Origin of the sequence: Paenibacillus phocaeensis, assembly GCF_900021165.1 — a bacterium.
Classification (GTDB): domain Bacteria; phylum Bacillota; class Bacilli; order Paenibacillales; family Paenibacillaceae; genus Fontibacillus; species Fontibacillus phocaensis.
Genome location: NZ_FCOQ01000013.1, coordinates 154,579 through 178,499 on the forward strand (window position 1 = coordinate 154,579; position 23,921 = coordinate 178,499).

The following is a 23,921-nucleotide window of genomic DNA, read 5'->3' on the forward strand; positions in this document are numbered from 1 at the left end:
TTGAGAAAAAAGAAAGCGTTTAACTTAGCCCTTGCCGCTTTACTTACCGCAGGGGCCGTGCTGGCCGGATGCTCGTCCAACGCCAACACGAACACATCGAACGGCGGAAAGGGGAACGCGGAAGGAAGCGCCAGCAGTTTTTCTTATTTGATGCATGATAAATTTATTAACTGGCTGCACGAAGACAAATGGTACCCGTACGTGGAAGAAGCGACCGGCACGACCGTTGAATTCGTTCCCGGCGGCTCCAACGACGATGAATACTACGCTTCCGTCGACCAAAAAATCATTAGCCGCACTTTCCCTGATTCGGGCATCGTCTCCGTTTCGCAGGCTACCGTCTACGGCGCTCAAGGCGCGTTCGTCGATCTGGCTCCTTACATCGATAAATTCGGGCCAAATATCAAACGCTATATCGAAGAGAACCCGACTTATAAGAAGCTGATTACCAATGAACAAGGACAAATCTTCGGACTGGTATCCGAAGCTCCGCGGTTTGCGGACTTTATCTTCTACCGCGCCGATCATTTCGAGAAGGCCGGCATCACCGCAGTGCCGCAGACGATTGATGAGCTGACCGAGGTTATGCGCAAGTTGAAAGCGCATTACGGCAAGGACGACAAGAACTACTATCCGATGGTCGGCCGTGAAGGCTACATCCGCTTCCAGAGCGCGTTCAATGCGGCCGCCAACTACGATGACGGCGTATCCAAAGGGATCTACGGTAACGGCAAGACGGGTACGGACCTGTATTCCGAAGGCTACAAGAAAATGGTCGAATGGTACAAGACCCTGTATGAGGAAGGTTTGATCGATCCCGAATGGGTAGCGGGTTCCGGCACAGAGGAAAGCTGGGAATCGAAAATGCTGACGGGACAAGGAACCATCAGCTATGACTACCTGACCCGTCCATCCTGGTTCCTGGACAATGGCGGACCGGAGAACGATCCGGATTATAGCATTGCCATCTTGCCTTATCTGAAAGACCTGAACGGCAACCCTTCCGTACAGACGACGGAAACTCAATACAATATCTTGAGAGCAATGGTTGTTAACAAAGACAGTGAAGACAAAGCGGAAACGATTATCAAATTCCTGGATTATCTCTATTCCGACGAAGGCCAAACGCTCGTATCGTGGGGCGTTGAAGGCGAAAGTTATGAAGAAGTGCGCGGAGAGAAGCAGTACCTCGTAAACTTCTCGGAGCAGGAAGCAACACCTGCCGGTGAACCGCGCTGGTCCTTCCTCAACGACCGTCTCACTTTCGTCAAGCCGATTGATAACGATGCGTTCTACTCTTGGAATACCGATCTTGTACGTAAGGCTGCACACGAATTGTTCAACGACGTTAACTTGAAAACCGGCGTACAGGTAACCTACACGGCAGATCAAGCCAAGCAATTGGCTGACCTTTCCGCCAAAGTCAACGAGGCGGTGTCCTCCGGCGTAACGCAATTCGTTACCGGCAAACGCCCGATGAGCGAATGGGACGCCTTCCTGAGTGAGATGGAAGCGGCAGGATACAAGGATATCGTTGCGATCCAGCAGCAAGCTTACGACGCCATGTACAAATAAACAGCAACACCAACCGCGCCATCCTCTCGCAGGACGGCGCGGCTCCTAAATACAGGGTACAAAAACAGATAAAAATGGTGGTGGAGAAAGTGATAACAAGCGAAAGAATGACGAAGCTTCCCCAGAAAACAAGGATGCGCCGTTTTCTCGCCTATATGAATACGAACAAGCTGCTGCTGCTCATGCTGTTGCCCGGTTTGATCAGCCTCGTCTTGTTCAAACTGGCTCCGCTGGGCGGCATGATTATCGCTTTTCAAGATTTCAGCGCCTTCCGCGGGGTGACGGGCAGTCCCTTTGTCGGTCTGGAACATTTTCAACGGATCTTTGAGGACCCTTATATTTGGACCCTCGTCAAAAACACGGTCATTCTCGCCTTCTATTCCCTTTTATTCACGTTTCCCATTCCGATTCTGTTCGCCCTGCTGCTGAACGAGGTACGGGTCCGCTGGATCAAAGGAAGCGTGCAATCGCTGAGTTTCTTGCCTTACTTTATTTCTTCGGCCGTCATGGTCAGCATTCTGTACACGCTGCTCTCGCCTTCGACCGGCCTTGTGAACGATATTCTGAACCGCTTTGGCCTGGATACGATCTATTTCATGGCCGAACCGGGATGGTTCCGCACCAACTATGTATTGCTTCAAGTCTGGCAGACCTTCGGCTATTCGGCCATCGTGTATATTGCCGCAATGGCGGCTATTGACCCTTCGGTCTATGAATCGGCTTCGCTGGACGGCGCCAGCCGCTTTCAGCAAATGCTTCACATCACGCTGCCTTCCCTTAAGCCGACGATTGCCATCATGCTGATTATCAGCGTCGGCAACATTTTTACGGTCGATCTGGACCGGATTTTGCTCATGTACAATCAAAGCGTCTATGAGACGGCCGACGTCATTCAGACTTATGTGTACCGCCTGGCTTTCGCCAGCACGGGATTCCCGGAATACAGCTACGGCACGGCAGTCAATCTGCTGAAGTCCGTTGTCGCTTACATTCTGGTTGTCGGCACCAACAAGCTGTCCACTAAATATTCCGATACGCGACTATTCTGAGAAAGGAGTAGGATGATGAGAACGAAGATCAGTCTGTTTGACATCTGCAACAATCTATTTCTGTTATTGATCGCTCTTGTCTGCACGTACCCTTTCCTGTATATATTCTTCTTATCTATCAGTGACGGAAGAAGCATCGCCGCAGGGGACGTTGTGTTCTTTCCGAAGAACCCGAACCTGGAGGCCTATCAGTATATCATGACGAATCCGAGTCTCGGGATTTTCAAGGGGCTGCTGAATTCGGGCATTTATACGGCGGTCGGCACGGTTGTTGCGCTTCTGCTGACGTATATGACGGCTTATGTGCTGTCCCGCAAGCAGATTAAAGGCCGTTTTCTGATCATGAGCTTGTTCGTATTTACCTGGGTGTTCGAAGCGGGAATTATTCCGGCTTACGTCGTCCTGAATAAGCTGGGCTTCGTGGACAACTGGCTGGTCATGATCATTCCCAACGCGATCAATGTGCAGTTTCTGATCATTACCAAGACCTTCCTGGACGGTCTGCCTCCTGAACTGGAGGAAGCGGCCAAAATCGACGGCGCCAACGATTTCCAGATTATGAGCCGCGTCTATCTTGCCGTATCCAAACCGATCCTGGCCACCATCGGCGTCTTCTACGCCGTGTTTATCTGGAACCAATACCTGATGCCGGTCATTTATTTGCAAAATCCCGACTTGCAGACGATCCAGGTTATGCTGAAAAGGCTGGTCATCAGTTCGGGCGATTCCAATACGGCATTCCGCACGATTATCCAGGACGGCATTATGCTGAATCCCGGCAACCTGAAGGCCGCCGCGATCTTCGTCGCGATGGTGCCGATCGTACTGATCTATCCGTTCGTGCAGAAGTACTTCCAGAAAGGAATTCTGATCGGTTCCGTGAAGTAAGCAGGTCTTGCCTCCCGGAAGCCGATCGGTGATTCCCCTATTCCCCTATTCTTCAAACAAAAGGAGCGCGTTATGTTAAACCATCCGATGATCGAATTAAATGACCTGACGGAGGACGGAAAGCTGTATTTCAACCGCCGCCTCGGACTGGTGGAATCCCTTCTCCCCTGCGATTTCGAAACAAGCCATGCCTGTGACCTGCAGGAGCTGCCTAACGGCGATTTGCTCTGCGTCTGGTTTGCCGGCTCGGACGAAGGCAACTCGGATGTCAGCATCGTGATGTCCCGCCTGAATGCCGGATCCGACGCCTGGACGCCCGCGGTGCGAATTTCCGACGATAACGGCTTCAGCGAGCAAACCCCGTCGCTGTTCCTTCATCCGAACGGCGAGCTGTGGGTCATGTACACGGCCCAGCGGGCCCGTACGGCTACCGAACCGCCGGAGTTCAATCTGCAGTATACCTCCAAGATTTACCGCAAGGTATCCAAGGACAACGGATATACCTGGGGTCAGGCGGAAGTCATGTTCCCGCGGGAAGGCTCGTTCTGCCGCCAGAAAATCCAGATTCTCTCCAGCGGAAGATGGATCTTTGAGAACTGGATCTGCTTCAATGACGACACCCGCAACGGCAGCGATATCACGGTCATGAACATCTCCGACGATGAAGGCGCCACGTGGCGCAGCGTTGAGGTTCCCGGCAGCCGCGGCCGCGTGCATTGCAACGTGATCGAGACGGCGCCCGGGAAGCTGATCGGACTCTTCCGCAGCCGGGCGGCGGACAATATCTACTATGCGAAGTCGGACGACAACGGCGAGACCTGGACGGAACCGGTGCGGACCGAACTGCCGAATAACAACTCCAGCATTTCCGCGATCCAGCTTGCCAGCGGCAGACTCGCCATCATCTACAATGATTTGCGCTTCAACGACAAGCCGGATATTACCGTGTGGCCGTTTGAACGCTGCCCGGTCACGGTGGCCATTTCGGAGGATGAAGGCAGAACGTGGCCGTACCGCCGCCACGTGGAGACCGGTGAAGGCTTCAGCGGCCACAAGAACTTAATCCGCAACCGCCGTTACGAGTACCCCTGCATCATGCAGGCTGCGGACGGAACTCTGCACGCGGCTTATTCCTTCGGCAACCGCCGCACGATGAAGTTCGTCTCCTTTACGGAGCAGTGGGTGATCGGCGGAGAATAACCGAGGACGGACCGACCGGTTCAGCCCCTTGGGGGCTATCTCGGCTCAATTGACAAAGAAAAAGCGGTGCGGTACAGTGAGATCACTTTAATTTACGGCGACTTTTTGAGGTGGACAGAGATGGAAGATCACATCGTACAGCATTTTCACTCACCGACAAAAACACAAATGGATCAGTCCCCTTACATTACTTGGGCGGGCCACCGGAAGTGCGGCAAAGACCATGTCGTAGGCCCGCGCGTGCTTGAGAACTACAAGATGGTGTTCGTCCTCAGCGGCAAAGGTTATCTAACCCAGGGCGATCATGTCAATAAAATGCTGAACCCCGGGGATATGTTCATTCTGATCCCCAGGGAGAAGCATTTTTACTATGCCGACCCGGAAGATCCGTGGGAAATCATGTGGGTCTCCTTCAACGGCCAGCCGATCCCGTACTATCTGAGCCTGATGGGGCTGGATATCAATCACTGCTGCCTGTCTGGCATAACGACGCATACCATCATTAATAAAATGCTGCTGCTGATCCAGGAGCTCCCGGAAGCAAAGGACGGGCAATTGCTGTGCATCAGCTACTTGCTGCATATTTTTCACCTGGTGGAACAGGGAGCGAAACATTATGGCGAAGCCGGCCTGCGGACGGGCTCGGAGAGTGTGGTCCAGCAGGCTGTGCTTTTTATCGAGCAAAATTATTACATGCATCTTGATGTCGATATGCTGTGCAAGCACGTCAACTACAGCCGCTCCTACCTATCCCGGCACTTCAAACGGATCACCGGAATGTCCATTCCGGAGTATATCAGCAAAATCCGCATTCAGAACGCCAAGGTGCTGCTGCAGGAGACTGACCTCAACATTCAGGAGATTTCGGCTTCCGTCGGCATTTCGGATTCCCTGTATTTCTCCAAGCTGTTTAAAAATGTAACGGGTACTTCTCCCATGTTCTACAAGAAACATAATCAGGGGCGCTGACCCCTCGCCGATAAATATGTATTCTCCTGTTTAGACTCCGGCCGCCAGTACAGAATAACTGAAAAGGAAGGGGGGAATTCCCATGTTTGAGTTCGAGCGAAGCATCGCGTTTGAAGAGAAAGACCTGGATCTATTAACGGTCGGGGAATTGCTGGTGGATATGATCTCGGAGGATTACGGCGATGCCTTTGACAACAGCCGCTACAGCCGATATTTCGGGGGTTCGCCGGCCAACATCGCGATGAATACGAAGCGGCTGGGCATCCGGCCGCTTGTGGCTTGCGCAGTGGGGACGGACGGGCTTGGGCAATTTCTGGCGGAGCATTTAAGAAGAGCCGGAATGGATACAAGCTGCGTCCAGCACGTGAATGCGGCAACCAGCCTGGTGGTCGTGACCAAGAGCCAATCCACACCGATCCCGATCTTCTACCGGGGCGCCGATTACCGGCTCACCTACACCGAGGAACTGCATACCGCCCTGCTTCGGACGAAAATCGTCCATTTCTCCTGCTGGCCATTATCCCGGCAGCCGTCAAGAGCCGCGGTGGAGCTCATGATTCGGGACGCCCGCCGGAACGGGGGTCTCGTCTGCTTCGATCCCAACTACCATCCGGCGCTATGGACGGAAGGCGAAGACGGGGTGCAGTATATTCAGTCGATCCTTCCCCTTGTTGACATCGCCAAGCCGTCGGAAGACGATGCCGAGCGGCTGTTCGGGAAGGACACTCCGGAGAATCAGATCCGGAAGTTTCTGGACCTGGGCGTGAAGCTGGTCATTCTCACCTTGGGCAAGGACGGCGCGCTCGTCTCCAACGGGCAGGAAACCGTGAAGTTCCCTACATTGGCTACGCAGGTGACGGACACGACGGGGGCGGGAGATGCTTTCTGGTCCGGCTTCTACGCGGCGCTCGTCAAGGGATACCCGATTCTCCAAGCACTGAAATTCGGGCTGGCGGTCAGCGCGTACAAGCTCCAATATACCGGAGCAGTCGTGGAACTGCCGGCGCTGGAAACTTTCAAAATGAAGTACCAAATCTAGGAGGGCAAGCAAATGGCCGTTCGCAACCAAGTACAGCTGATTACTTATCCCGACTCGCTGGGCGGGAGCCTACAATCTTTAAACCGTGTGCTGAATGAGCATTTTTCGGACATCTTCAAGGGCGGCGTTCACATCCTTCCTCCCTTCCCTTCTTCGGGAGACCGGGGATTCGCTCCGCTTACTTATTTTGAGATTGAGCCTGCCTTCGGTTCCTGGGAAGACATTAAGGCAATCGGGGTAAAGCATGATGTGCTGCTGGATGTGATGGTCAATCATATTTCCCGGCAGTCGGCGTATTTTCAGGATTTCCTCAAACAGGGAAGACGCTCCCCGTACGCGGATTTATTCCTGACGCTCGATAAAATCTGGCCGGACGGGCAACCCGTTCAAGCCGACATCGATAAAATGTTTCTTCGCCGTCCTTTGCCGTATTCCACGTTCACGATCGAAGAGACCGGGGAAGAGGAGAAGGTGTGGACCACGTTCGGCAAAACCGATCCTTCGGAGCAGATTGACCTCGACGTTCATTCGGATCAGGTCAAACGTCTGTTGACCGAGATCTTCGAGAACTTCCGCAACAACAGCGTCAAGATTGTACGGCTGGATGCCGTAGGTTACATCATCAAGAAGCTGGGGACGAGCTGCTTCTTCGTCGAGCCGGAAATTTACGACTTCTTGGACTGGATCAAGGAGCTGGCCGATTCGCTGGAGATCGAGCTGCTGCCGGAGGTTCATGCCCACTACAGCATTCAATATAAGCTGGCGGAGCACGGCTTCTGGATTTATGATTTCATCCTGCCGTATCGCATCCTCGATACGCTCATCAACAAAAATGCGGACGCGCTGAAGGAGTACCTGACCACGCGTCCCGCAAAGCAGTTCACGATGCTGGATTGCCATGACGGCGTCCCGGTCAAGCCCGACCTCGACGGATTGATCGATACGCAAGAAGCGCGCAGGCTGGTCGATACTTGTCTGGAGCGCGGCGCCAATCTAAGCCTGATCGTCTCTGACGAGCATAAGGATGCGGACGGGTTCGATGTGCACCAGATCCGCTGCTCCTACTATTCCGTGCTGAACCGTGACGATGACGCTTATCTGGCGGCCCGCGCCATCCAGTTCTTCACTCCGGGCATCCCGCAGGTCTATTACGTCGGACTGTTGGCCGGAGAGAACGATGAAGAAGGGGTGCGCCGTACCGGAGAAGGGCGGGAGATCAACCGTCATAACTTCAGTATGGACGAGATTGAGCAGGCGCTTGGCAAAAGCACGGTCTGGCGTCTGCTCGCGCTGATCCGGTTCCGCAACGAATACGACGCCTTTAACGGTGATTTCCGCGTACTGGAATCGGCCCGTCATGAGGTCCGGCTGGAGTGGACCAAGGGGGAGCTGCGCTGCACGCTGCATATTGACCTGAACACGAACCGGACGATCATTGATTATTTGGATGCGGAAGGGATGAAGGTGCAGTACGAGGTGTAGAGTGACACAGGCGAGGAAAAGCAGGGCCTCTGAAATGGGGGCCCTGCTTTTCTTCTATCGCCGCACCCAGTCCCGATGAATCGGCATCGCCCAGCATGATACCTATCAGCTCAATGTCCACTGGAGCTTCATTGAGGGCGGACAGACAATCGTCCTCAACAAGCATCCCCGCGCTCACTCCTCTTCACATAAAAACAGCGATGCGAGGGAACTCCCCCTGCATCGCCATTTGCTGAATTTGTCTCTGTATTTCTGTTTATTTACTCCAGGATGTTTCTCCGCCTTCCAGCCGAAGTTTGTAATAATGGTCCTGAGACGCTTCCTCAATAGCTTGGAACGCCCAATGGCCCCTCGGCACATCCGGCCAAGTCGGCTCTTCATTGCCGTACAGCGGTCCTCTCTCCAACACCCGGTTGAACACGACTACAGCCTCTGCACGCGTCAACGATTTGCTTGGTTGGAAACTGCCATCCGGCATGCCTTCCACATAATTCGCTTCAAACACCTGCGCAATCTGCTCCTCCGCCCAATGTCCGGCGACATCCTTGAAAGGATGGCTCGCTTCGCCTGCCAATCCTTTCCAACGCGCAATGATCGTGGCTAATTCCGCTCTTGTGATCGCTTTGTCCGGATGGAAGCTGCCGTCTGGCATCCCCGTCATGAGTCCTACATTTGTTACAAATTCAATCGATTCCCGTGCCCAGTGATGCTCCGGCACATCCGGGTAAACCCCAGATTCACCGTTCGTTTGTTGACCCAGTAAACGGTACAGAATCGTTGCTACTTGTGCACGAGACAGAGAATCAGCCGGTTTGAACGTACCATCCGCATAGCCGACGATGTAAGCCTGATGCAGCCCGTCTGCTTCCTTATTCAGGTTCAGAATCGTGAACGTACTGAATTTCTCAATGCTGAAGCTCAGACCTAGTTTCCCTTCCGCATAGTCGCCGATCTCCGGCGTTACCAGTTTCCGTTCGCCGTCGCTATGCTCAATGAAGATGGCCAGATTCGCGAGAAATGCCTTCCGCTTATCCGCGTCTGTCGGCACATGGCTGCTGTCCATTGGCAATGTGATGTATACCGAACGGCTTAACATGTTCGTCTCAATCGTAAATGGACGATCCACCACGTACAAGTTTCCGTCTTGCAACACTTCCCGTACGATTTGCTGCTGTTTCGCCCGCTCTTCGACCTGCTTGCGTTCGTTCTCCTGCTTGATCGGTATCAAGTAGAAGTAGAGATTCTCGTTCAAGCCGATCAGCGAACCGTTCGGAATCGCGATCATCCCGTTATCGGTATAGATCTCCAGATCGAGACCCGATTCTTGCACAATTTTCAACGCATCCAGCGGCAAATCAACACGCACGTCCTTCACTTCGTCCTTGTTGTCCGGAATGATGATGCGTACGGCAGAAGCATCCATCTCCAGTGTTTTCTTTACGGATTCTGCCGCTATGCTCGCCTTTAAGGTTACCTTGTCGCTCTTAGTACTGTCAGAGTTGGTTGTCCGCACGATTTCGGTCTTGGCGACTACGCCTTGCCCTTTTGCTTCAACCTCTACTGCGATTGTCTCTGTGTTAGACGGCTGGCCTGGGCTGCCTGTATTCGAGCTTCCGCTACCGCCCGTATTCGAGCTATCACTGCCGCCTCCAGACGCGGACCCCCGCGTCACGTGAATGGTGTAGGTCTTCGTGTTCCCGTCTTTACCTACCACCTTGATCATGATTTCATTGGTTCCTACTAGCAAAGGAATCGGATCACTGGCGGATCCGCTCTTGACGGGCTTGCCATTGATCGTGATCGTTACATCCGAGCTTGCTGTTGTGACCGTAAACGAAATTTCACTGATACTATTGTTGACGGTCAGGGTGTAAACGTCATCGGTGACACTCCTCTGCAGCTCGCCCGTAGACGGTGCGATGATTACCGATCCAGACTTGGGCGCCAAGTCTTTTCTGGCGTTCTCCAACGCTTCCAGGGCTGCGTCCACTTCCGCTTGGGTAGCGTCTTCCTTTTCCAACACTTCTTGGGCTGCCGTCAACTTCTCCTGATACGCGGCCCAGCTCGCTTCCGTATAGTCCGTCTCGATCAAGCCTTTCGACAGTTCTACTTCCGCTCGCAGCTCGGATTTATTTACGGCTGGCACTGCGACTTCTTCCAGTGCTGTTCTAGCCGAATTCAGCGCCACGTAGGCCGCGTCCACTTCTGCTTGGGTTGCGTCTTCCTTTTCCAGCACTTCTTGGGCTGCCGTCAGCTTCTCCTGATACGCGGCCCAGCTCGCTTCCGTATAGTCCGCCTCGATCAAGCCTTTCGACAGTTCTACTTCCGCTCGCAGCTCGGATTTATTTACGGCTGGGGCTGCGACTTCTTCCAGTGCTGTTCTAGCCGAATTCAGCGCCAAGTAAGCCGCATCCACTTCTGCTTGGGTTGCGTCTTCCTTTTTCAGCACTTCTTGGGCTGCCTCTAACGCTTCTTGTAACTCTAACCAGCTCTCGCTGGTCCAGTCCTCGGCTTTTAGCCCTTCATGATTGATTTCCGTTACTTTCGCCTGCAATTGTGATTTGTCTACGACTACAAACTGTTTAGTCACAGTCTCCGACTGTGTTTTATTTTTATTGGCTATAACATCGATGTTATATGGACCGATATTCAGGGCCTCATCAACTGGAAAATTCCAGTTCCCGTTCTCGTCAGCGGTTACCTCTTCAGTAATAACGATAGACGGGTCTGTTGCACTAACGATCTTTATCGTTACTGTTGCATGAGGTTCTGTTATTCCTTTCAGGGTCGGACGTGTCCCTGTAATCTCACCATCGGTACTCGGTTGGTTCAATTCATTCTTGAATAAACGCCATACCAAATTCTTATTTGCATCATAACTTGCAAGAATAGAGCCGGAGTCAGCAATCAAATTCTCAATACTACCCATACCGGCCTCTTCTACTTTTCCAAACAGCACCCCGGGTTCCATTTTCTGCGTGGTAATCCCTGCTTCTCCAGTAAACACACCGTTTAGAATAAGATTTTTATTGTTTGCCAGGTTCACGTTTAATGCTTTTCCGGCAGATGTATTTCCCGTGATCCGTGCTTCACCCGAAAGGTAGACTGCACCACCGCTGGGCTGAACTCCTCCGCCAATATTGTCCGTGATAAGGCCTCCGGTCATAATAAATGCTCCATCATAAAGCACGACCGCCGCACCTGGAACTTTCGAGCTATTATTGTCTCTAATTTTCCCACTTTTCATTTCCACAGCAGAACCGGTGTGATTGATAAATATCACACTTCCTACATGTTTGGAATAGCTGTTTTGTAAAATAGCACCTTCATCAATGATAAGTTTTGATCCCGTGTAGACATTAAATAATCTTCCGTCGACCTCTTTTACTTCGAGGTTGCCGTCAATGATAATATTTCTTAATGTTAGCTGGCTCTTATTATTTAGTTGAAATAGTACTTTCATGTAACCGGTTGGATTGGCACGCTTAATCACCACGGGTTCTTTGACATCAGGGGCAGTAGCGATTGTAATATGCTTGGCCCCATCTAGTGGAACACCTACATCGCTCGTTCCAACACTTGTCAATGTGATATTGTCTATGACATATATGGTTCCCGTTCCCCCATCGGGTACCTGCTTATAGGCCGTTTGCAATGTAGCATAAGGATTCTCCCGGGTTCCATCACCTGCGGTGTCATCACCCTTACTGGCGACGTAGACGGCAACTTCATCATCCGCAGCATAGCTGGCCGGAGTTCCGAAACCTACCCCCCATCCCGTGAAGACAAAAGTAAAAATCAGAAACATAATCCCAATTTTCCGCAAATTCATATCATAGCTTTTCATTCTAATCGTTCCTTTCAGAGTTGTATTCAGCTTTCAATGAATTCTAATTTGAGTTGATCCTCCCCTTTTCTTTTAATCATCCGCTGCGACAAGGTTAACAAGACTCCTCATTAAAGAACTCGAACTCGATATCCTTCCGTACAGATTTGCTTCCAATAAACGTGCTGCTTTATATGTAATTCAGCAAGACCTAAGGTTCCTTTGAGAAGTCTTTGCTTTGGAAATTCCCCAAGCAGACGATAATCTACATTTTTATTCATCGTAAATTCCGACAAGATTATATCAAATTTAAATAGACAAAATCTCGACAATCCGATGTTCATAGGTTTTGAAGCAGCCATTCATCTGGGAATACGGGAGATATGAGCAAAATGCAAGTTTAAATCGGTGAATGGAAACGTTAGTTCAACATATAAACAACGGCGAACAAAGACTTTATTTTATAGTCTTTGTTCGCCGGATAATTGTCACTGTCGTCCTACGTTATTATCTTATAGTGAGTATCCCATCTGCGGGAAAACAAGGAGCCTCTGCCGCAGCGATACGTCCCGATTAAAATTCGGACCACCCGAATACCGGCCGCAGCATCTTGCGCATCCAATAAGCGATGACCGTGCCTGCGCCCCACGAACCGGGATTCTGCAAGTACTCCATGTATTGATCGCTGATGATATAGGTCCGGGTGGAAGTAGGGTTCTTCAGTCCGAACTTGTCCCATATCGCCGGATCATTCGAACCTCCGAGCTTGGCGAGCATTTTCGCCGACTCCCGATTTATTTTAGCCGGAAGCTGCTCGAAGGCTTGGATGATTTGTGTATGAAATTCGTCGATCGGATCGCGGTTAACCAGGCTCGTCAAATGAATGCTCTCGCGAATGTAGGAGACATATTCCAGATGCTCCGCCCAGAACTTGTCGATAAAGTAAAGCCGTACCCGCTGCTCCGAAGGGCTCATCGGCTTCTTGCCTTTCAAAATGCCGAGCCGCTCCTCGTACAGAATACGCCGCTGTTCCTCCACCATATCCGAATAACGGTTCAACTCCTGGCGGATCTGAAAGTTCTGACCCATAATCACGCGCTGAATGTGCGTAATTTTGCTGCGGAGCACCGACTCTTCGAGGGGCTCCTCCTGCCGGAGGGTCCGGTAGGCGCGCGGAATCACTTGATCGATGCCGAACCGAAGCAATAACTCGTCTTCCAGGCTTACGAAAAAGACGGAAGCCCCCGGGTCGCCTTGGCGCCCGGCACGCCCGCGCAGCTGGTCGTCGATCCGCACGCTCTCGTGCACATGCGTGCCCATGACGTACAACCCGCCCAGCTTGGCGACAGCTTCCGCTTGCGTGGGGTCCCCGCCGCCCAGCCGAATGTCGACGCCGCGCCCCGCCATATTCGTAGATACCGTCACGGCTCCGATTTCTCCGGCTTTCGCAATGATCTCGGCTTCTTCCGCATCGTTCTTGGCATTCAGAACATGGCAAGGGATGCCGAGAGCCGCCAGTTTCTCCGCCAGCCTATCCGACTCCTCGACGCTGGACGTACCGATGAGAATCGGACGTCCCGTGCGATGGACGGACGAGATTTCTTGGACCAGCGCCTTGAATTTGGCTTCTTTATGGGTGTAAATCCGGTGCGGAGCGTCGATCCGCAGATTGGGCCGGTTCGGCGGAATGCGCACGACCTGCAGCGTATATATCGCTTCGAATTCCATGGCGGACACCTGCGCGGTCGCCGTCATTCCGCACATCTTCGGATACAGACTAAGGAAGTGTTGAAGGGTGATCGTTCCGAGTATTTTCCCCCCGGCTACAGGTTGGAGCCCTTCTTTGACCGCAAGCGCAGCCTGCAGCCCCTGCGGCAAATGCCGGTTCTCCGCTACGCGGCCGGTATATTCGTCGATCAGCTCGATTTGACCGTTCCGGACGATGTAATCGACGTCTTTTTTCAATAACGCCTCCGCATGCAGCGCGCAATTCAACGACGACAACAACTCACTGTTATGGCTTTCGTACAAATTGCCGCATCCCAGCAGTTCTTCCGCTAACGCAGCACCCGCTTCACTCAAATATACATTCCGCTGGAACTCGTCGAAGTCATAATGCTCCGCTTGCTTGAGCTGCCGAGCGACCTCGGCTATACGCATGCCGCCGCCTTCCGAACCGCCCGGATCACCGGCGATGACCAGCGGCACCCGCGCCTCATCCAGAAGCAGCGAATCCGCTTCGTCCACGATGACGTAATGGAAAGGGCGCTGCACGGTATCGGCTTCGCTTAAGGCGATCGTGTCGCGCAAATAATCGAAACCCGCCTCTTTGGCTGTCACATAAGTAATATCCGCGGCGTACGCCTCCCGTTTCTCGGACGGGCTCATGCCCGCTTGCACCGATCGCACCGTTAACCCGAGGAGACGATAGATCGGGCCCATCCACTCCGCATCCCGATGGGCCAAATAATCGTTAAACGTCAGCACGTGAACGCCTTTGCCAGTCAGCGCATGAAGATAGGCAGGCATCACCGCAGAGAGTGTTTTTCCTTCGCCGGTCTGCTGCTCGATTAAATATCCCTCATGCAAGGCGATAGCCGCCATGATCTGAACCTCGTAGGGCTGTAATCCGACCGTCCTCTTCGCGGCCTCGCAGACTAGCGAATAGGCGTCAACAAGCAGCTTGTCTAAAGACGCCCCCGACTTTGCTTCTTCTCCCAGTCGGAAGGATTCCGCTTGCAGTTGCCTGTCGTCCCACGCCCCCAAATTCCGGTTTCGGATGCGTGCCACTTGCTCCCGATAGCCCTTTAGCTTGTGCCGATGATCGTGGTTTTGGAATTCTTGCATGAACTTGACGGCTAACTTCATCAGCGGTTGCTCCCTCCTACTCGTCTTTTAACCGGCGTTGATACAAAACGACAGATATGATCGTAAGAGCAACCGTCCAGGCCAAAGTGATGAGGAGGGGTTTCAATAGATCTCCCGTCGTATAGCCAACCTCGCTTAAACGCAGCAAGTGCCCAAGCTGACTGCTCGGTACGTAATCCAGCGCTTTGAAGATCGGATAATCATCTTCCAGATACACTCCCCAAGGCGCCCCGGTGAATACGAAGGCTACAGGAAGTATGGATAACGAGGCATCCAGCAGCGTCCTGGAGAATAAGCCGCAGATCGTTCCGGCCGCGATGTAGAGAATCAGCGAAAGCACAACGGCTGCCGCAAAAGCCCCTATATGGGCCGGCTTATATCCAAATAGATACGTAGAAATAGCCAGATCGACAGCCGACATGACAAAAACCAGACTGCTCTTGCCGATTAAAACGTCCAGGGTCGTAGCCGGTGTCATCATTAGGGATCTCAACGTGTTGCGCTCCTTCTCTTCCGCAAACAAGCAGGCTTGAGCAAAACAGGTCAGCATTACAAACGAAAGATTAAGAACGGTCGCGAAAGTCCCGGCCACGGAAGCTAAGGGCAGAGTCGAATCTACTCCCCGAATCAGAAGGGCGAGAACAATCGGAGTAATCAACATAATGGAGATCGCATAATTGCGTGAAAACTCTTTGTAGTCCTTCACGAAGATTGCCCGCACCCGTTTGAATGAGATACTCATCGCAGCTCACTTCCCGTCATTTTTATAAAAATATCACCTAAACTTGGCTCTTTGGTCTCCAATCGGTCAATGAGTCCACGCTTCATCCAGTCGGCGATCTGATCGGCCGTTTCCCCATCAATCGGAAGCTCGCAGGCTTCCCCATGGATGAACTCAACACGAACTACGTGTTCCCGATGCTGTTTCTTAAGCTCCTTCGGCGAACCGATCGCTTGAATTTTCCCTTGGTATAATATCGCGACACGGTTACACAGCAACTCAGCCTCATTCATATCATGCGTCGTTAGGAAAATCGTTGTCCCCTTCTCATTTAAGTAGCGTAAGCCTTTATAAATATGTGCCGAGTTTACGGGGTCCAAAGCCGAAGTTGGCTCATCCAGGAACAACAGCTCCGGCTCATGAATGACCGCGCAGGCCAACATCACACGCTGACGCATCCCTTTCGATAAGCGATGGATCTTCTTCTTGCTCTCCCCGCTTAAATTAACAAACCGCAGCACCTGATCCATCGATGACCGGGGAAGATCATACAACCTGCGATACAGCTCCAGATTTTCTTCAATCGTCAATCGCTCATATAAGCCGCTGTTATCTGTCAAAATGCCAAAACGCATCTTCTGTGCGGACTGTTGCAATAGCTCCGCCGGCTGATTAAATACACGGGCTTGCCCGCTTGTCGGGTTGAATTGAGCCGTTAAAATCTTGATTAAGGTCGTTTTTCCCGAGCCGCTCGGACCCAGGAACCCAAAGATTTCGCCCTTCGGTATGGAAAAGGACACGTCGGACAACGCATCCTTAGTTCCGAATCGCTTTCGAATCCGTTCAACTTGGATCACATTCATGAAGACCACTTCCTTTGGGTTGGGTTGATGCCCTAAGCATATAAGGATTGCCTGCTTCCAACCACCAAATCCCGCCGAAATGTAGCTGTTCCCGCCTGAACGGTACCCTGGAATCCTTGATTGGATCGAAAATGCCCCCGGAAATGGGATATTTTAAATGTGAAGAAGGGCCTTTAATTCCTGTAATTTGGAACGGGATAAAGGGACCACGGCGTCCTCCTCCGTATTTAATCGCAGACTGTAGCTATTCTTGGTCCAGGTAATAATCTCTCGGACTTTTTGCAGGTTAACGATGTAGGATCGATGGCATCTGAAAAATCCGAAATGGTTCAATCTCTGCTCCAGCTCGGTCAGCGTCAGAGCACAGACATAATTTTCTCCACCTACATGGACGAGGATCGCGCCGTCCAAGCTTTCGATGTAATCGACTTCAGGCGGATCGAATAAAATCACCTTGTCATTTCTTTTCGTAGAAATTTTTTGCAAGGTAATATTGGCCCGGTCTTGTTCCGGCTCTTCCGGTTGGCCTTCTTCCGAATCCCGAATATCCAGCGGATGGAAGCCCAATTCGTTCAATCGATAAATGGCGTCACAGGAAATCATGGCATCCTCTAAATTCGCGGTTAGAATTAAAACCCGCTTCTCTTTCGAAAGGTCGTCCAAAATCCGTTTAAAATGACGGCGTTCCTCTTCCTCCAAGTAAAAATAGGGCTCCTCCAGGACCAGTGTAGGCTGATGCGCAAAAAAGACGCGGAGCAAAGTGACATACATCCTTTTCGATGAGCTTAGATTCTTGATTCTTGTCTTTCGTTCCTCTTTCAAGGCGAAATAATCCAACAACCGTGCGACCCGATCTTGCCGCTCCGTTACTCGGACCAGAAAAGTCATCAGCTCTTCCACCGTCAAATGCAAATACTCGTTCTGCCCCGCTCGAAACAAATAATATCGGGCAGAATCCTCCAATTGACTCATCAAAAGCTGCTTTCGCTTCAAGTCCGTGATAATGCCAACCGAGGGGTTCAATGTCATATTGAATTCGATCTTCGGCAGAAGTAATTTCCCATTGTCATAAATTGGTTGAAAATGCATGCCGTCCTCCTCGTCCATGCCGCTGCAGGAGATGCTGCAGGAGATATATAATTATTTTATACTGAAACGGCATGGCTTCGCTAAGCAGGAAGTATTTTGGGGACGGGAGAGGGTTGGAGATGATTGTACCTAAGAACATCGTTTGGCTTTGTCTATTGGTTCTCACGATTCTAATGACATCCTGTAGTCATAAACAATCCTTAACATTAGAGAAAGTGATCGAACTATCCCATAAAGGACAAGAGCTTTCATGGGATGATTTTGAACGTTATGACAGTAAGGAAATAGGCAGCGGGCTTTATATTTTGCGTTATGAGATCGATGAAACTTATTCCCTTCTTATTGGGGGAAACAGCCCAAAGCATAAGCCTGCCTATATTAGATTGATCAAAGCCGATCAGTCGGAAGAAGCGATCGACATTAGAGAAAATCAGGTAGAGGAGTTTATTTCGAAGTAATGGCGTCGATTTCGATGCCGTTGCGGCAAAAAAAAGAGCCCCCACAGCGCGGGACGACTCTTTCATTCTTCTATCCTTCCCCCAGCTCCGTATAAATTTGGAACGTCACGCCGAATTTGTCCGTGACATCGCCGAATCCGGGACTGAAGGATTCCTCTTGAAACGGAAGATTAATTTGACCTTCTTGCCGCAGGGCTTCATAAATGGTTCTGGAGTGCTCAACCTTGTTTGTTGTGATACAAATGGTTACTTTTTTCCCGTCCCCCAGCGGTGAACCGTTGGGCGCATCCGATAGCATGATCTCGGCGTCACCCACTTTTAACTTGGCGTGCGCCACAAGTTGCTTCATTTCGTCGTTGAACGTATTGGGCATTTCCGGCATTTCGCCGTAAGTCATCATGGAAACGACTTCGGCTCCGATAGCATCTTCGTAGAACTGAATGGCCTCCCTTACACGTCCCTCTAAAGTAATGTAGGGAGTCATTTTTACCGTTCCTGATGGATTGCTTCCCATATGGATGGACACCTCTTTCATGAATTTCGTCTAAGATTTGTTTCTCGCTTATATAGACGAAACACCTTCGAGAAGTTCATCGGTGTAATTGCATTATTATTCGATGACGACGCCCATTATTGAATGGAGAGCTGTTGTGTGGATTCCATGCCTTCCCAAATCAGTCCGTTAGACAGATGGTACTCTTTCTCAACTGAACCGTCTGTCTTTGTGTAGGCAATCATAAAAACCTGGCCTGCTTCGATCCGCATCGGGTAGTTATTGTAAGGAAGACAATTGTCCAGCAGCGGCAAGTCCTCCACATCTTCATAGGCGTCTTCCAATCGCCAAAATTCTCGATAAGCATAATCCTTGAACCCGCTCAGATCCTCTTTCCCAAAATAAGATGCCGCATACGCCTTACCCTGTAAGGTGATGTTATCTACCCTCGATGGCTCAATAGCTTTGGCAATCGAGCTTAAGTCCTCGGAATAAAGGTGATCGCCGTAATGCTTCTGTAATTGATTGGCCATACAAGGGACGGATCGGGTAACATAGTCCATGCCATCAAGCCCGGTATGGGCTACGCCGTAGATGCCCATGACGCTCTCATTGCCCAACTTTTCAAATTCGCGGATAAAGTTTTCGGTCATCGTATTCTCCCGATATACGTCGTCCTCTTTGCTGTAAAACAAACGCCCTTGCTGGATCGCTTCTACTGTTAATGTATGCGCTTCCGATTCGGATAGATCGTTGGCCTCAAGGTACGATAAGAATCGGTTCCCGGTCGTCTCATATTGATGTCCGATGTCGGTGCCATGGAAAATCGTCTCAGGACACTCGCTTTTTATTTTTTGGTAGAACGCTTTGGTGTGGGGATTGTGGCTAGCCGTTCCCTTCCAGTCCTTATAAACCTCCTCCAAAATTTCGTCATTGTCGGCCTGCATCCATAGATTCAAATATTCAGCGGTAAAATAGGGCAACTCGACAAACAGATGCCTCATGCCCTCGTTATGATAGTAGTTCGACCACAATTCAAATTCCTTATCGATAATTTTGTCATTGCCGTGTGTTTCGCCGTACAGATAAATGCTGCCGGAGGCTTGCGTCACCACAGCGGTTTCTTCGGTTGGCCGCGCGGGCAGATTCGCTGTGTTATCCGAGGTAGAATTGCTGCAAGCGGCCAGGCTTGCGGCCACAAAGGCAATGAGCAGGCCAAGCAGCCAAGGGGATACGCCCGTCGTTTTTGCTTTGGATCGGCAGGTGAGTTCGTTGTTGTCCATAGTAAGGATCAACCTTTCTTTTTCATGGATAGATCCATACTAGGGTATCCTACAAATAAAAGCTGTGCTATAACAACTGCCACATCGTATCCACTCAAATTGAAATCATATACGAAGCTACTCCTTACTTTACCACCTCGTAACGGGTCGCAATATTACCTGAACCAAGCGTTCGACTGGACCGCAAGTTGAGCTTGATTTTCTCGCCGCCGCCGTCAAAAACAGACTTCCCGCCACCCAAGACAACCGGACAAAGGGTCAGCAGGAATTCGTCGATCAGGCCTAACTGAAGCAATGTCTTTGCTGCTCCCGGACTTCCAAAGATGACCAGATCCTTGCCAGGCTGTTGCTTGAGTGCCGCGATTTCCTCTGCGATAGTGTCCTTAATCAGCATCGTATTCTTCCACTCCGCCTTGTCCATCGTACTGGAAATGACGATTTTCTTTACGTCCTGCAGCCAAGTGGCATGATCCAGATCATGCTTCGACGCATTCGGATCATTCAACACTGTGGGCCAATAGCTCTCCATTAACTGATACGTGTTGCGTCCGTATACGGGCGATCCAACTTCGGATACGACCTCCTCGGCATATTTCTCCATTTCCTCATTGTACGGAATCCAGTCCAATCCCCCGTTTAAATCCGACGCATACCCATCAAGCGAGACATGCATAAATAATACAAGTTTCCTCATGCCCGATTCTCCTCCAATGCAAGTTAAAATTAGCTGACGTAAGGTGCAAGCAAAATCTTATCCGGGGCACCCAGCGCCGATATGGTTATTCCCTCTAATTTTATTGTCATGCGGGTCCTCCTTTGGGAGAAGGCTCGCCATAAAGCAAGCGCATGGCTTCCATTTTTCGTCGCATATACGCCTTGGCCTCAGCAGGCTCTACAATAATAACTTCTTCCCCCCACTGCCAGATCAGGTCCAGATAGAAGGCCATATCCTGTGCCGCAATCTCAAGGGTCAGGGTTCCACCGCCATCCTCATGGCGATGGAGGTATGGACCAAAACGAGCATTCGATTCCAGCATCCATACCCCTTTTTTCGTGACCTCAAGTTCGAGTGTGATCTGTTCCTGGTCCATCTGTACAGGCTTATCCAATAAAGTCTTCCGGCTTACCTCCGCGCGGCTAGGAACAGCTCTGTTCAGCTCGGCGGAGAGAATCCGATCGGCTCTAAATTGCCGAATATCCTCTCTGGTGAAGCAATACGCGGGACAATACCAGTAACCGGAACTGGCATACAGGCCAATCGGCTGAATGTCTCGCTTCGAGACCCCGCTGCTGGATTTATATTCGATGGTCACCACACTTTGGATCATGATGGCTTGCAGCAGAGTCTGGAGAATTTCCGCAGACATCGAGCGGTACGGGCTCCAGAACATAACCCTGTTTTTAAGGCGGTCAATCTGTTCTCTTCTATCAGCGGGCAAGTAATGATAAAACTTGTGAAGCGCTCCTTCGGCTCCCTCGCCAAAAGGCATAGAACTGTAATAGTCCATCGACTGACATGCAAAAAACAGGGCTACCGCCTCATTTTCGGTAAAGCTGATTGGCGGCAAAACTCTCTCCCGGAGCAGCTTGTAGCCCCCTCCCCTGCCCTGAATCGAATACACCGGTACACCGAGTTCACTTAGCTCTTGCAGATCCCTGGTAATCGTTCGAGTGGATAAGCCAAACTCATCAGCCAACTCCCTGACCGTGAAAGACCGCTTGGCGTTAATCCTCATCATTAATTGAATAAGACGCTGTGATTTTTGCAAAGGCCACCTCGTTCCTGTTTTTTATAATCTTAGCGCATAAATAAGACAAAATCTGTCTTGTTTTGGTGATACCATTATCTTATAAGTCATCTGAATAGACAACCAACAGGGGGCATGATCCGTATGCAACAGCATTTCCACGAAGAAATAGGCTTTGTGTTCATCCATGGGGCGGGCTTGGAGGGCCAAGTTTGGAGTAAAGTCGTTGAAGGGTTCGAACATCCTTATTTACTTGTTGAGTTTCCTTTGCGGAAGAGCTCGTTTGATTCCAGGAGCGGTCTTTCGTTGGAGGATTACGTCACCCATATGAAGAAGCAAGTAGAGGATTGGGGAATTCGCAGGTTTGTTATCGTAGCGCATTCGCTTGGGGGCGTTTTTGCTTCCAGACTGGCATCCGAATGGACGGATCGGTTGGTAGGCATCGTCGCTGTAGGGGCCGCAATTCCGAAGAACGGCGGTTCATTCTTATCCATTTTGCCGTTCCCCCAGAAGCAACTGATGTCTGTTATCCTTCGCTTGTCGGGTACGACACCGCCGGAATCGGCCATCCGGGAGGGGTTATGCAGCGATCTCTCACCGGATCAAGCCACAGAAGTCGTAAGCGGATTTATCCCCGAGGCTGTCCGTGTTTATACCGATCGCATCCACGTGTCCGTTCCGGATGTACCCAAGTTATACGTGAAGCTCACCCAGGATAAAGAGCTGAGTCCTTCTTTACAAGATAAAATGATCGCAAACTTCTCCCCGCAGTCCGTACAAGTCTTGGAGACCGGGCATTTACCGATGCTAAGCCATCCGGAAGGTTTAAGATCCATCCTTGTAAACTTCCTGTCGGAAGAACTGAAGCAGCGCAGTCAGCAGGGGAAAATTTGACATTGGCCCCTCCTGAGCTGCCCGTCAACCTCGACCGCTAAACCGTTGAATTGCCTCTTCGGTCACCGGTTCGAAGAAGTTCAGAAGGTTGCCGTCGGGATCGCGGAACAGCATCGAACGATTCCCCCAAGGCATCGTTGTCGGTTCCATTACCCATTGGTCGACAACGGGTTTCAGGCGCATATATTCCGCTTCGATATCGTCGACGCGGAATTCAAAGATGACTGTGCGAGGATGGGCCCCCACGGCGAAACCGGCGCCAAATAGCTGCGTCGTCTGGGAGTGGCCGATAGCCAGGGTACAGGAGGCCATCACGAATTCGGCAAATACGGGCGCAGGCCGCTCCGCCGAAACCCCCAAAACTTTCTCATAAAACTCAACGAGACGATCCACGTCGTCCGTAATGATGCGAACAGAAGCGAAATTCACGATTTATCATCCTTTCTGATCTCGAATCTTTTACATGTCCAATTATAAAAAAACGCTACTGACAACAGGATGTCAGTAGCGTTTTAGCATTTTTTGGGCTTCCTCACGTATCCGATTTCGGAAAGATTCGGGTTCCAACACGAGGACGCCCGCCCCCCAGCCAAGCACCCAGGGCAGCAACTCATCCATCTGACGAACGCGCAAGACCACATCCAATCCATCCGGGTGCTCTTTCATATCCTCTACGTAGGGGGAGTTCGATTCCTTCACCTTGTCTGCGAGGTCAAGGTTAAATCGAAGGCATACACGCAGGTGGCGATCCTCTCGAGGTGCGTACTCCCTTAAGTCAAAATGCTCCGGGAGTTCGAATCGTTCGTCCAGCTCGATTAGTTCAGCCATGCGGGACAACCGGAAATGGCGGATGTCTTGGCGCAGATCACACCGGGCCACAAGCATCCAAGACCCTTCAACGAGTACAAGGCCATAAGGCGCAACGGTACGTTCACTAAGGCAGCTTTCCGTGGGATCGGTCATTTTTTTCGAGTAATGAAACTTGATCTTTCGCCCCTCCAGTAGAGCTCGGCGGATCTTATCGAGATTCTCCCTTTCGATTGACCGGGCGGCCTGGTTAAGCGGAGAGAGCAATCGCAGCGACTTGCGGATACGAGAGGTCTCACTGCGGACAGAGTCGGACAGAGTGACCTCGATTTTCCTCCTGGCCACTTGAGCTCCCTCCCGATAATGATCATCAAATCGTTGCTCGATAAAATCTGTGCCTAGAAGCAAGGTCACAGCTTCGTCGATTGTAAAACGGATCGGGGGCAGGAAATATCCCTCCATTAAGGAATATCCCGAGCCTGTCGTGCCTGTAATCGGAACGCCCGCTTCACTGAGGGCCTGCATGTCGCGATAGATGGTCCTCACACTGGTTTCAAACCATGCCGCTAAATCCTCGGCACGTACTACTCGTCTGCTTTGCAGCTCCAGCACGATGGCCAACAAACGATCTGTTTTATTCATGGCAGCTCCCTTGAAACGTAATCCTGT

General features: G+C 51.1%; 20 protein-coding genes. 9 read left to right on the plus strand and 11 right to left on the minus strand.

Features of this window, described 5'->3' with window-relative positions; translation table 11 throughout:
- The 7 genes from BN3795_RS08190 (at position 1) to gtfA (ending at position 8,202) form a co-directional block, all read left to right on the plus strand.
- A complete protein-coding gene (locus BN3795_RS08190) occupies positions 1–1,575 on the plus strand; it encodes an extracellular solute-binding protein (protein ID WP_068784219.1) in 1,575 nt (524 codons plus the stop codon).
- Between the two features lie 89 nt (positions 1,576–1,664).
- Entirely contained in the window at positions 1,665–2,624 is a 960-nt protein-coding gene (locus BN3795_RS08195; RefSeq protein WP_198524678.1) for an ABC transporter permease, read from the plus strand.
- A 15-nt stretch (positions 2,625–2,639) separates the two neighbouring features.
- Positions 2,640–3,512: a carbohydrate ABC transporter permease gene (locus BN3795_RS08200; protein ID WP_198524679.1), complete on the plus strand. Its 873-nt coding sequence runs from the start codon at positions 2,640–2,642 to the stop codon at positions 3,510–3,512.
- A 72-nt stretch (positions 3,513–3,584) separates the two neighbouring features.
- Positions 3,585–4,712 carry a sialidase family protein gene (locus tag BN3795_RS08205; protein WP_068784222.1) on the plus strand — a complete coding sequence of 376 codons (1,128 nt, stop codon included), beginning with the start codon at positions 3,585–3,587 and terminating at the stop codon, positions 4,710–4,712.
- Between the two features lie 120 nt (positions 4,713–4,832).
- Positions 4,833–5,681: an AraC family transcriptional regulator gene (locus BN3795_RS08210; protein ID WP_068784223.1), complete on the plus strand. Its 849-nt coding sequence runs from the start codon at positions 4,833–4,835 to the stop codon at positions 5,679–5,681.
- 82 nt (positions 5,682–5,763) lie between these two features.
- Positions 5,764–6,720 (plus strand): carbohydrate kinase family protein, encoded by a 957-nt coding sequence (locus tag BN3795_RS08215; RefSeq protein WP_068784224.1) that lies wholly within the window; start codon positions 5,764–5,766, stop codon positions 6,718–6,720.
- A gap of 12 nt (positions 6,721–6,732) precedes the next feature.
- Entirely contained in the window at positions 6,733–8,202 is a 1,470-nt protein-coding gene (gene gtfA / locus BN3795_RS08220; protein WP_068784225.1) for a sucrose phosphorylase, read from the plus strand.
- Between the two features lie 256 nt (positions 8,203–8,458).
- Here gtfA and BN3795_RS08225 read toward each other — a convergent pair whose 3' ends face one another.
- From BN3795_RS08225 to BN3795_RS08245, 5 genes are all read right to left on the minus strand, one after another.
- Positions 8,459–12,049: an S-layer homology domain-containing protein gene (locus tag BN3795_RS08225; protein WP_068784226.1), complete on the minus strand. Its 3,591-nt coding sequence runs from the start codon at positions 12,047–12,049 to the stop codon at positions 8,459–8,461.
- Positions 12,050–12,601: 552 nt separating this feature from the next.
- Positions 12,602–14,896 carry a preprotein translocase subunit SecA gene (locus tag BN3795_RS08230; protein WP_068784227.1) on the minus strand — a complete coding sequence of 765 codons (2,295 nt, stop codon included), beginning with the start codon at positions 14,894–14,896 and terminating at the stop codon, positions 12,602–12,604.
- A gap of 16 nt (positions 14,897–14,912) precedes the next feature.
- Complete coding sequence (locus BN3795_RS08235; RefSeq protein WP_068784228.1) at positions 14,913–15,638, minus strand: ABC transporter permease; 726 nt, start codon at positions 15,636–15,638, stop codon at positions 14,913–14,915.
- Positions 15,635–16,480 (minus strand): ABC transporter ATP-binding protein, encoded by an 846-nt coding sequence (locus tag BN3795_RS08240; protein ID WP_068784229.1) that lies wholly within the window; start codon positions 16,478–16,480, stop codon positions 15,635–15,637. The genes BN3795_RS08235 and BN3795_RS08240 overlap by 4 nt, the downstream gene beginning before the upstream one ends.
- Positions 16,481–16,633: 153 nt before the next feature.
- Positions 16,634–17,569 carry a LytTR family transcriptional regulator DNA-binding domain-containing protein gene (locus BN3795_RS08245; RefSeq protein WP_068784230.1) on the minus strand — a complete coding sequence of 312 codons (936 nt, stop codon included), beginning with the start codon at positions 17,567–17,569 and terminating at the stop codon, positions 16,634–16,636.
- 119 nt (positions 17,570–17,688) lie between these two features.
- On the opposite strand from BN3795_RS08245, the gene BN3795_RS08250 reads away from it, so the two are divergent.
- A complete protein-coding gene (locus BN3795_RS08250) occupies positions 17,689–18,027 on the plus strand; it encodes a hypothetical protein (protein ID WP_198524680.1) in 339 nt (112 codons plus the stop codon).
- A 70-nt stretch (positions 18,028–18,097) separates the two neighbouring features.
- Here the strand turns inward: BN3795_RS08250 and BN3795_RS08255 are convergent, their stop codons facing one another.
- The 4 genes from BN3795_RS08255 to BN3795_RS08270 form a co-directional block, all read right to left on the minus strand.
- The gene (locus BN3795_RS08255; protein ID WP_068784232.1) at positions 18,098–18,541 is read right to left on the minus strand and encodes a VOC family protein; all 444 of its coding nucleotides are present in this window, start codon (positions 18,539–18,541) and stop codon (positions 18,098–18,100) included.
- Between the two features lie 116 nt (positions 18,542–18,657).
- Positions 18,658–19,803 (minus strand): hypothetical protein, encoded by a 1,146-nt coding sequence (locus tag BN3795_RS08260; RefSeq protein ID WP_068784233.1) that lies wholly within the window; start codon positions 19,801–19,803, stop codon positions 18,658–18,660.
- A 124-nt stretch (positions 19,804–19,927) separates the two neighbouring features.
- Positions 19,928–20,497 carry a dihydrofolate reductase family protein gene (locus BN3795_RS08265; protein WP_068784234.1) on the minus strand — a complete coding sequence of 190 codons (570 nt, stop codon included), beginning with the start codon at positions 20,495–20,497 and terminating at the stop codon, positions 19,928–19,930.
- 106 nt (positions 20,498–20,603) lie between these two features.
- Complete coding sequence (locus tag BN3795_RS08270; protein WP_068784235.1) at positions 20,604–21,572, minus strand: helix-turn-helix transcriptional regulator; 969 nt, start codon at positions 21,570–21,572, stop codon at positions 20,604–20,606.
- 123 nt (positions 21,573–21,695) lie between these two features.
- Here BN3795_RS08270 and BN3795_RS08275 point away from each other — a divergent pair, with 123 nt between their 5' ends.
- The gene (locus BN3795_RS08275; RefSeq protein ID WP_068784236.1) at positions 21,696–22,445 is read left to right on the plus strand and encodes an alpha/beta fold hydrolase; all 750 of its coding nucleotides are present in this window, start codon (positions 21,696–21,698) and stop codon (positions 22,443–22,445) included.
- A gap of 24 nt (positions 22,446–22,469) precedes the next feature.
- On the opposite strand, the gene BN3795_RS08280 is transcribed toward BN3795_RS08275, so the two are convergent.
- Together BN3795_RS08280 and BN3795_RS08285 are read right to left on the minus strand one after the other, a co-directional pair.
- Complete coding sequence (locus BN3795_RS08280; protein ID WP_068784237.1) at positions 22,470–22,874, minus strand: VOC family protein; 405 nt, start codon at positions 22,872–22,874, stop codon at positions 22,470–22,472.
- A 72-nt stretch (positions 22,875–22,946) separates the two neighbouring features.
- The gene (locus BN3795_RS08285; RefSeq protein WP_068784238.1) at positions 22,947–23,894 is read right to left on the minus strand and encodes a helix-turn-helix transcriptional regulator; all 948 of its coding nucleotides are present in this window, start codon (positions 23,892–23,894) and stop codon (positions 22,947–22,949) included.
- Positions 23,895–23,921 lie beyond the last annotated feature (27 nt).

What these genes read in the sequence shown, in the direction of transcription:
- gtfA (WP_068784225.1), top strand. Translation starts at nt 6,733, where the DNA reads ATGGCCGTTCGCAACCAAGTACAGCTGATTACTTATCCCGACTCGCTG.
- BN3795_RS08230 (WP_068784227.1), bottom strand. Translation starts at nt 14,896, where the DNA reads ATGAAGTTAGCCGTCAAGTTCATGCAAGAATTCCAAAACCACGATCAT.
- BN3795_RS08275 (WP_068784236.1), top strand. Translation starts at nt 21,696, where the DNA reads ATGCAACAGCATTTCCACGAAGAAATAGGCTTTGTGTTCATCCATGGG.
- BN3795_RS08215 (WP_068784224.1), top strand. Translation starts at nt 5,764, where the DNA reads ATGTTTGAGTTCGAGCGAAGCATCGCGTTTGAAGAGAAAGACCTGGAT.
- BN3795_RS08255 (WP_068784232.1), bottom strand. Translation starts at nt 18,541, where the DNA reads ATGGGAAGCAATCCATCAGGAACGGTAAAAATGACTCCCTACATTACT.
- BN3795_RS08200 (WP_198524679.1), top strand. Translation starts at nt 2,640, where the DNA reads ATGAGAACGAAGATCAGTCTGTTTGACATCTGCAACAATCTATTTCTG.
- BN3795_RS08260 (WP_068784233.1), bottom strand. Translation starts at nt 19,803, where the DNA reads ATGGACAACAACGAACTCACCTGCCGATCCAAAGCAAAAACGACGGGC.
- BN3795_RS08205 (WP_068784222.1), top strand. Translation starts at nt 3,585, where the DNA reads ATGTTAAACCATCCGATGATCGAATTAAATGACCTGACGGAGGACGGA.
- BN3795_RS08235 (WP_068784228.1), bottom strand. Translation starts at nt 15,638, where the DNA reads ATGAGTATCTCATTCAAACGGGTGCGGGCAATCTTCGTGAAGGACTAC.
- BN3795_RS08245 (WP_068784230.1), bottom strand. Translation starts at nt 17,569, where the DNA reads ATGCATTTTCAACCAATTTATGACAATGGGAAATTACTTCTGCCGAAG.
- BN3795_RS08210 (WP_068784223.1), top strand. Translation starts at nt 4,833, where the DNA reads ATGGAAGATCACATCGTACAGCATTTTCACTCACCGACAAAAACACAA.
- BN3795_RS08285 (WP_068784238.1), bottom strand. Translation starts at nt 23,894, where the DNA reads ATGAATAAAACAGATCGTTTGTTGGCCATCGTGCTGGAGCTGCAAAGC.
- BN3795_RS08240 (WP_068784229.1), bottom strand. Translation starts at nt 16,480, where the DNA reads ATGAATGTGATCCAAGTTGAACGGATTCGAAAGCGATTCGGAACTAAG.
- BN3795_RS08265 (WP_068784234.1), bottom strand. Translation starts at nt 20,497, where the DNA reads ATGAGGAAACTTGTATTATTTATGCATGTCTCGCTTGATGGGTATGCG.
- BN3795_RS08250 (WP_198524680.1), top strand. Translation starts at nt 17,689, where the DNA reads ATGATTGTACCTAAGAACATCGTTTGGCTTTGTCTATTGGTTCTCACG.
- BN3795_RS08225 (WP_068784226.1), bottom strand. Translation starts at nt 12,049, where the DNA reads ATGAAAAGCTATGATATGAATTTGCGGAAAATTGGGATTATGTTTCTG.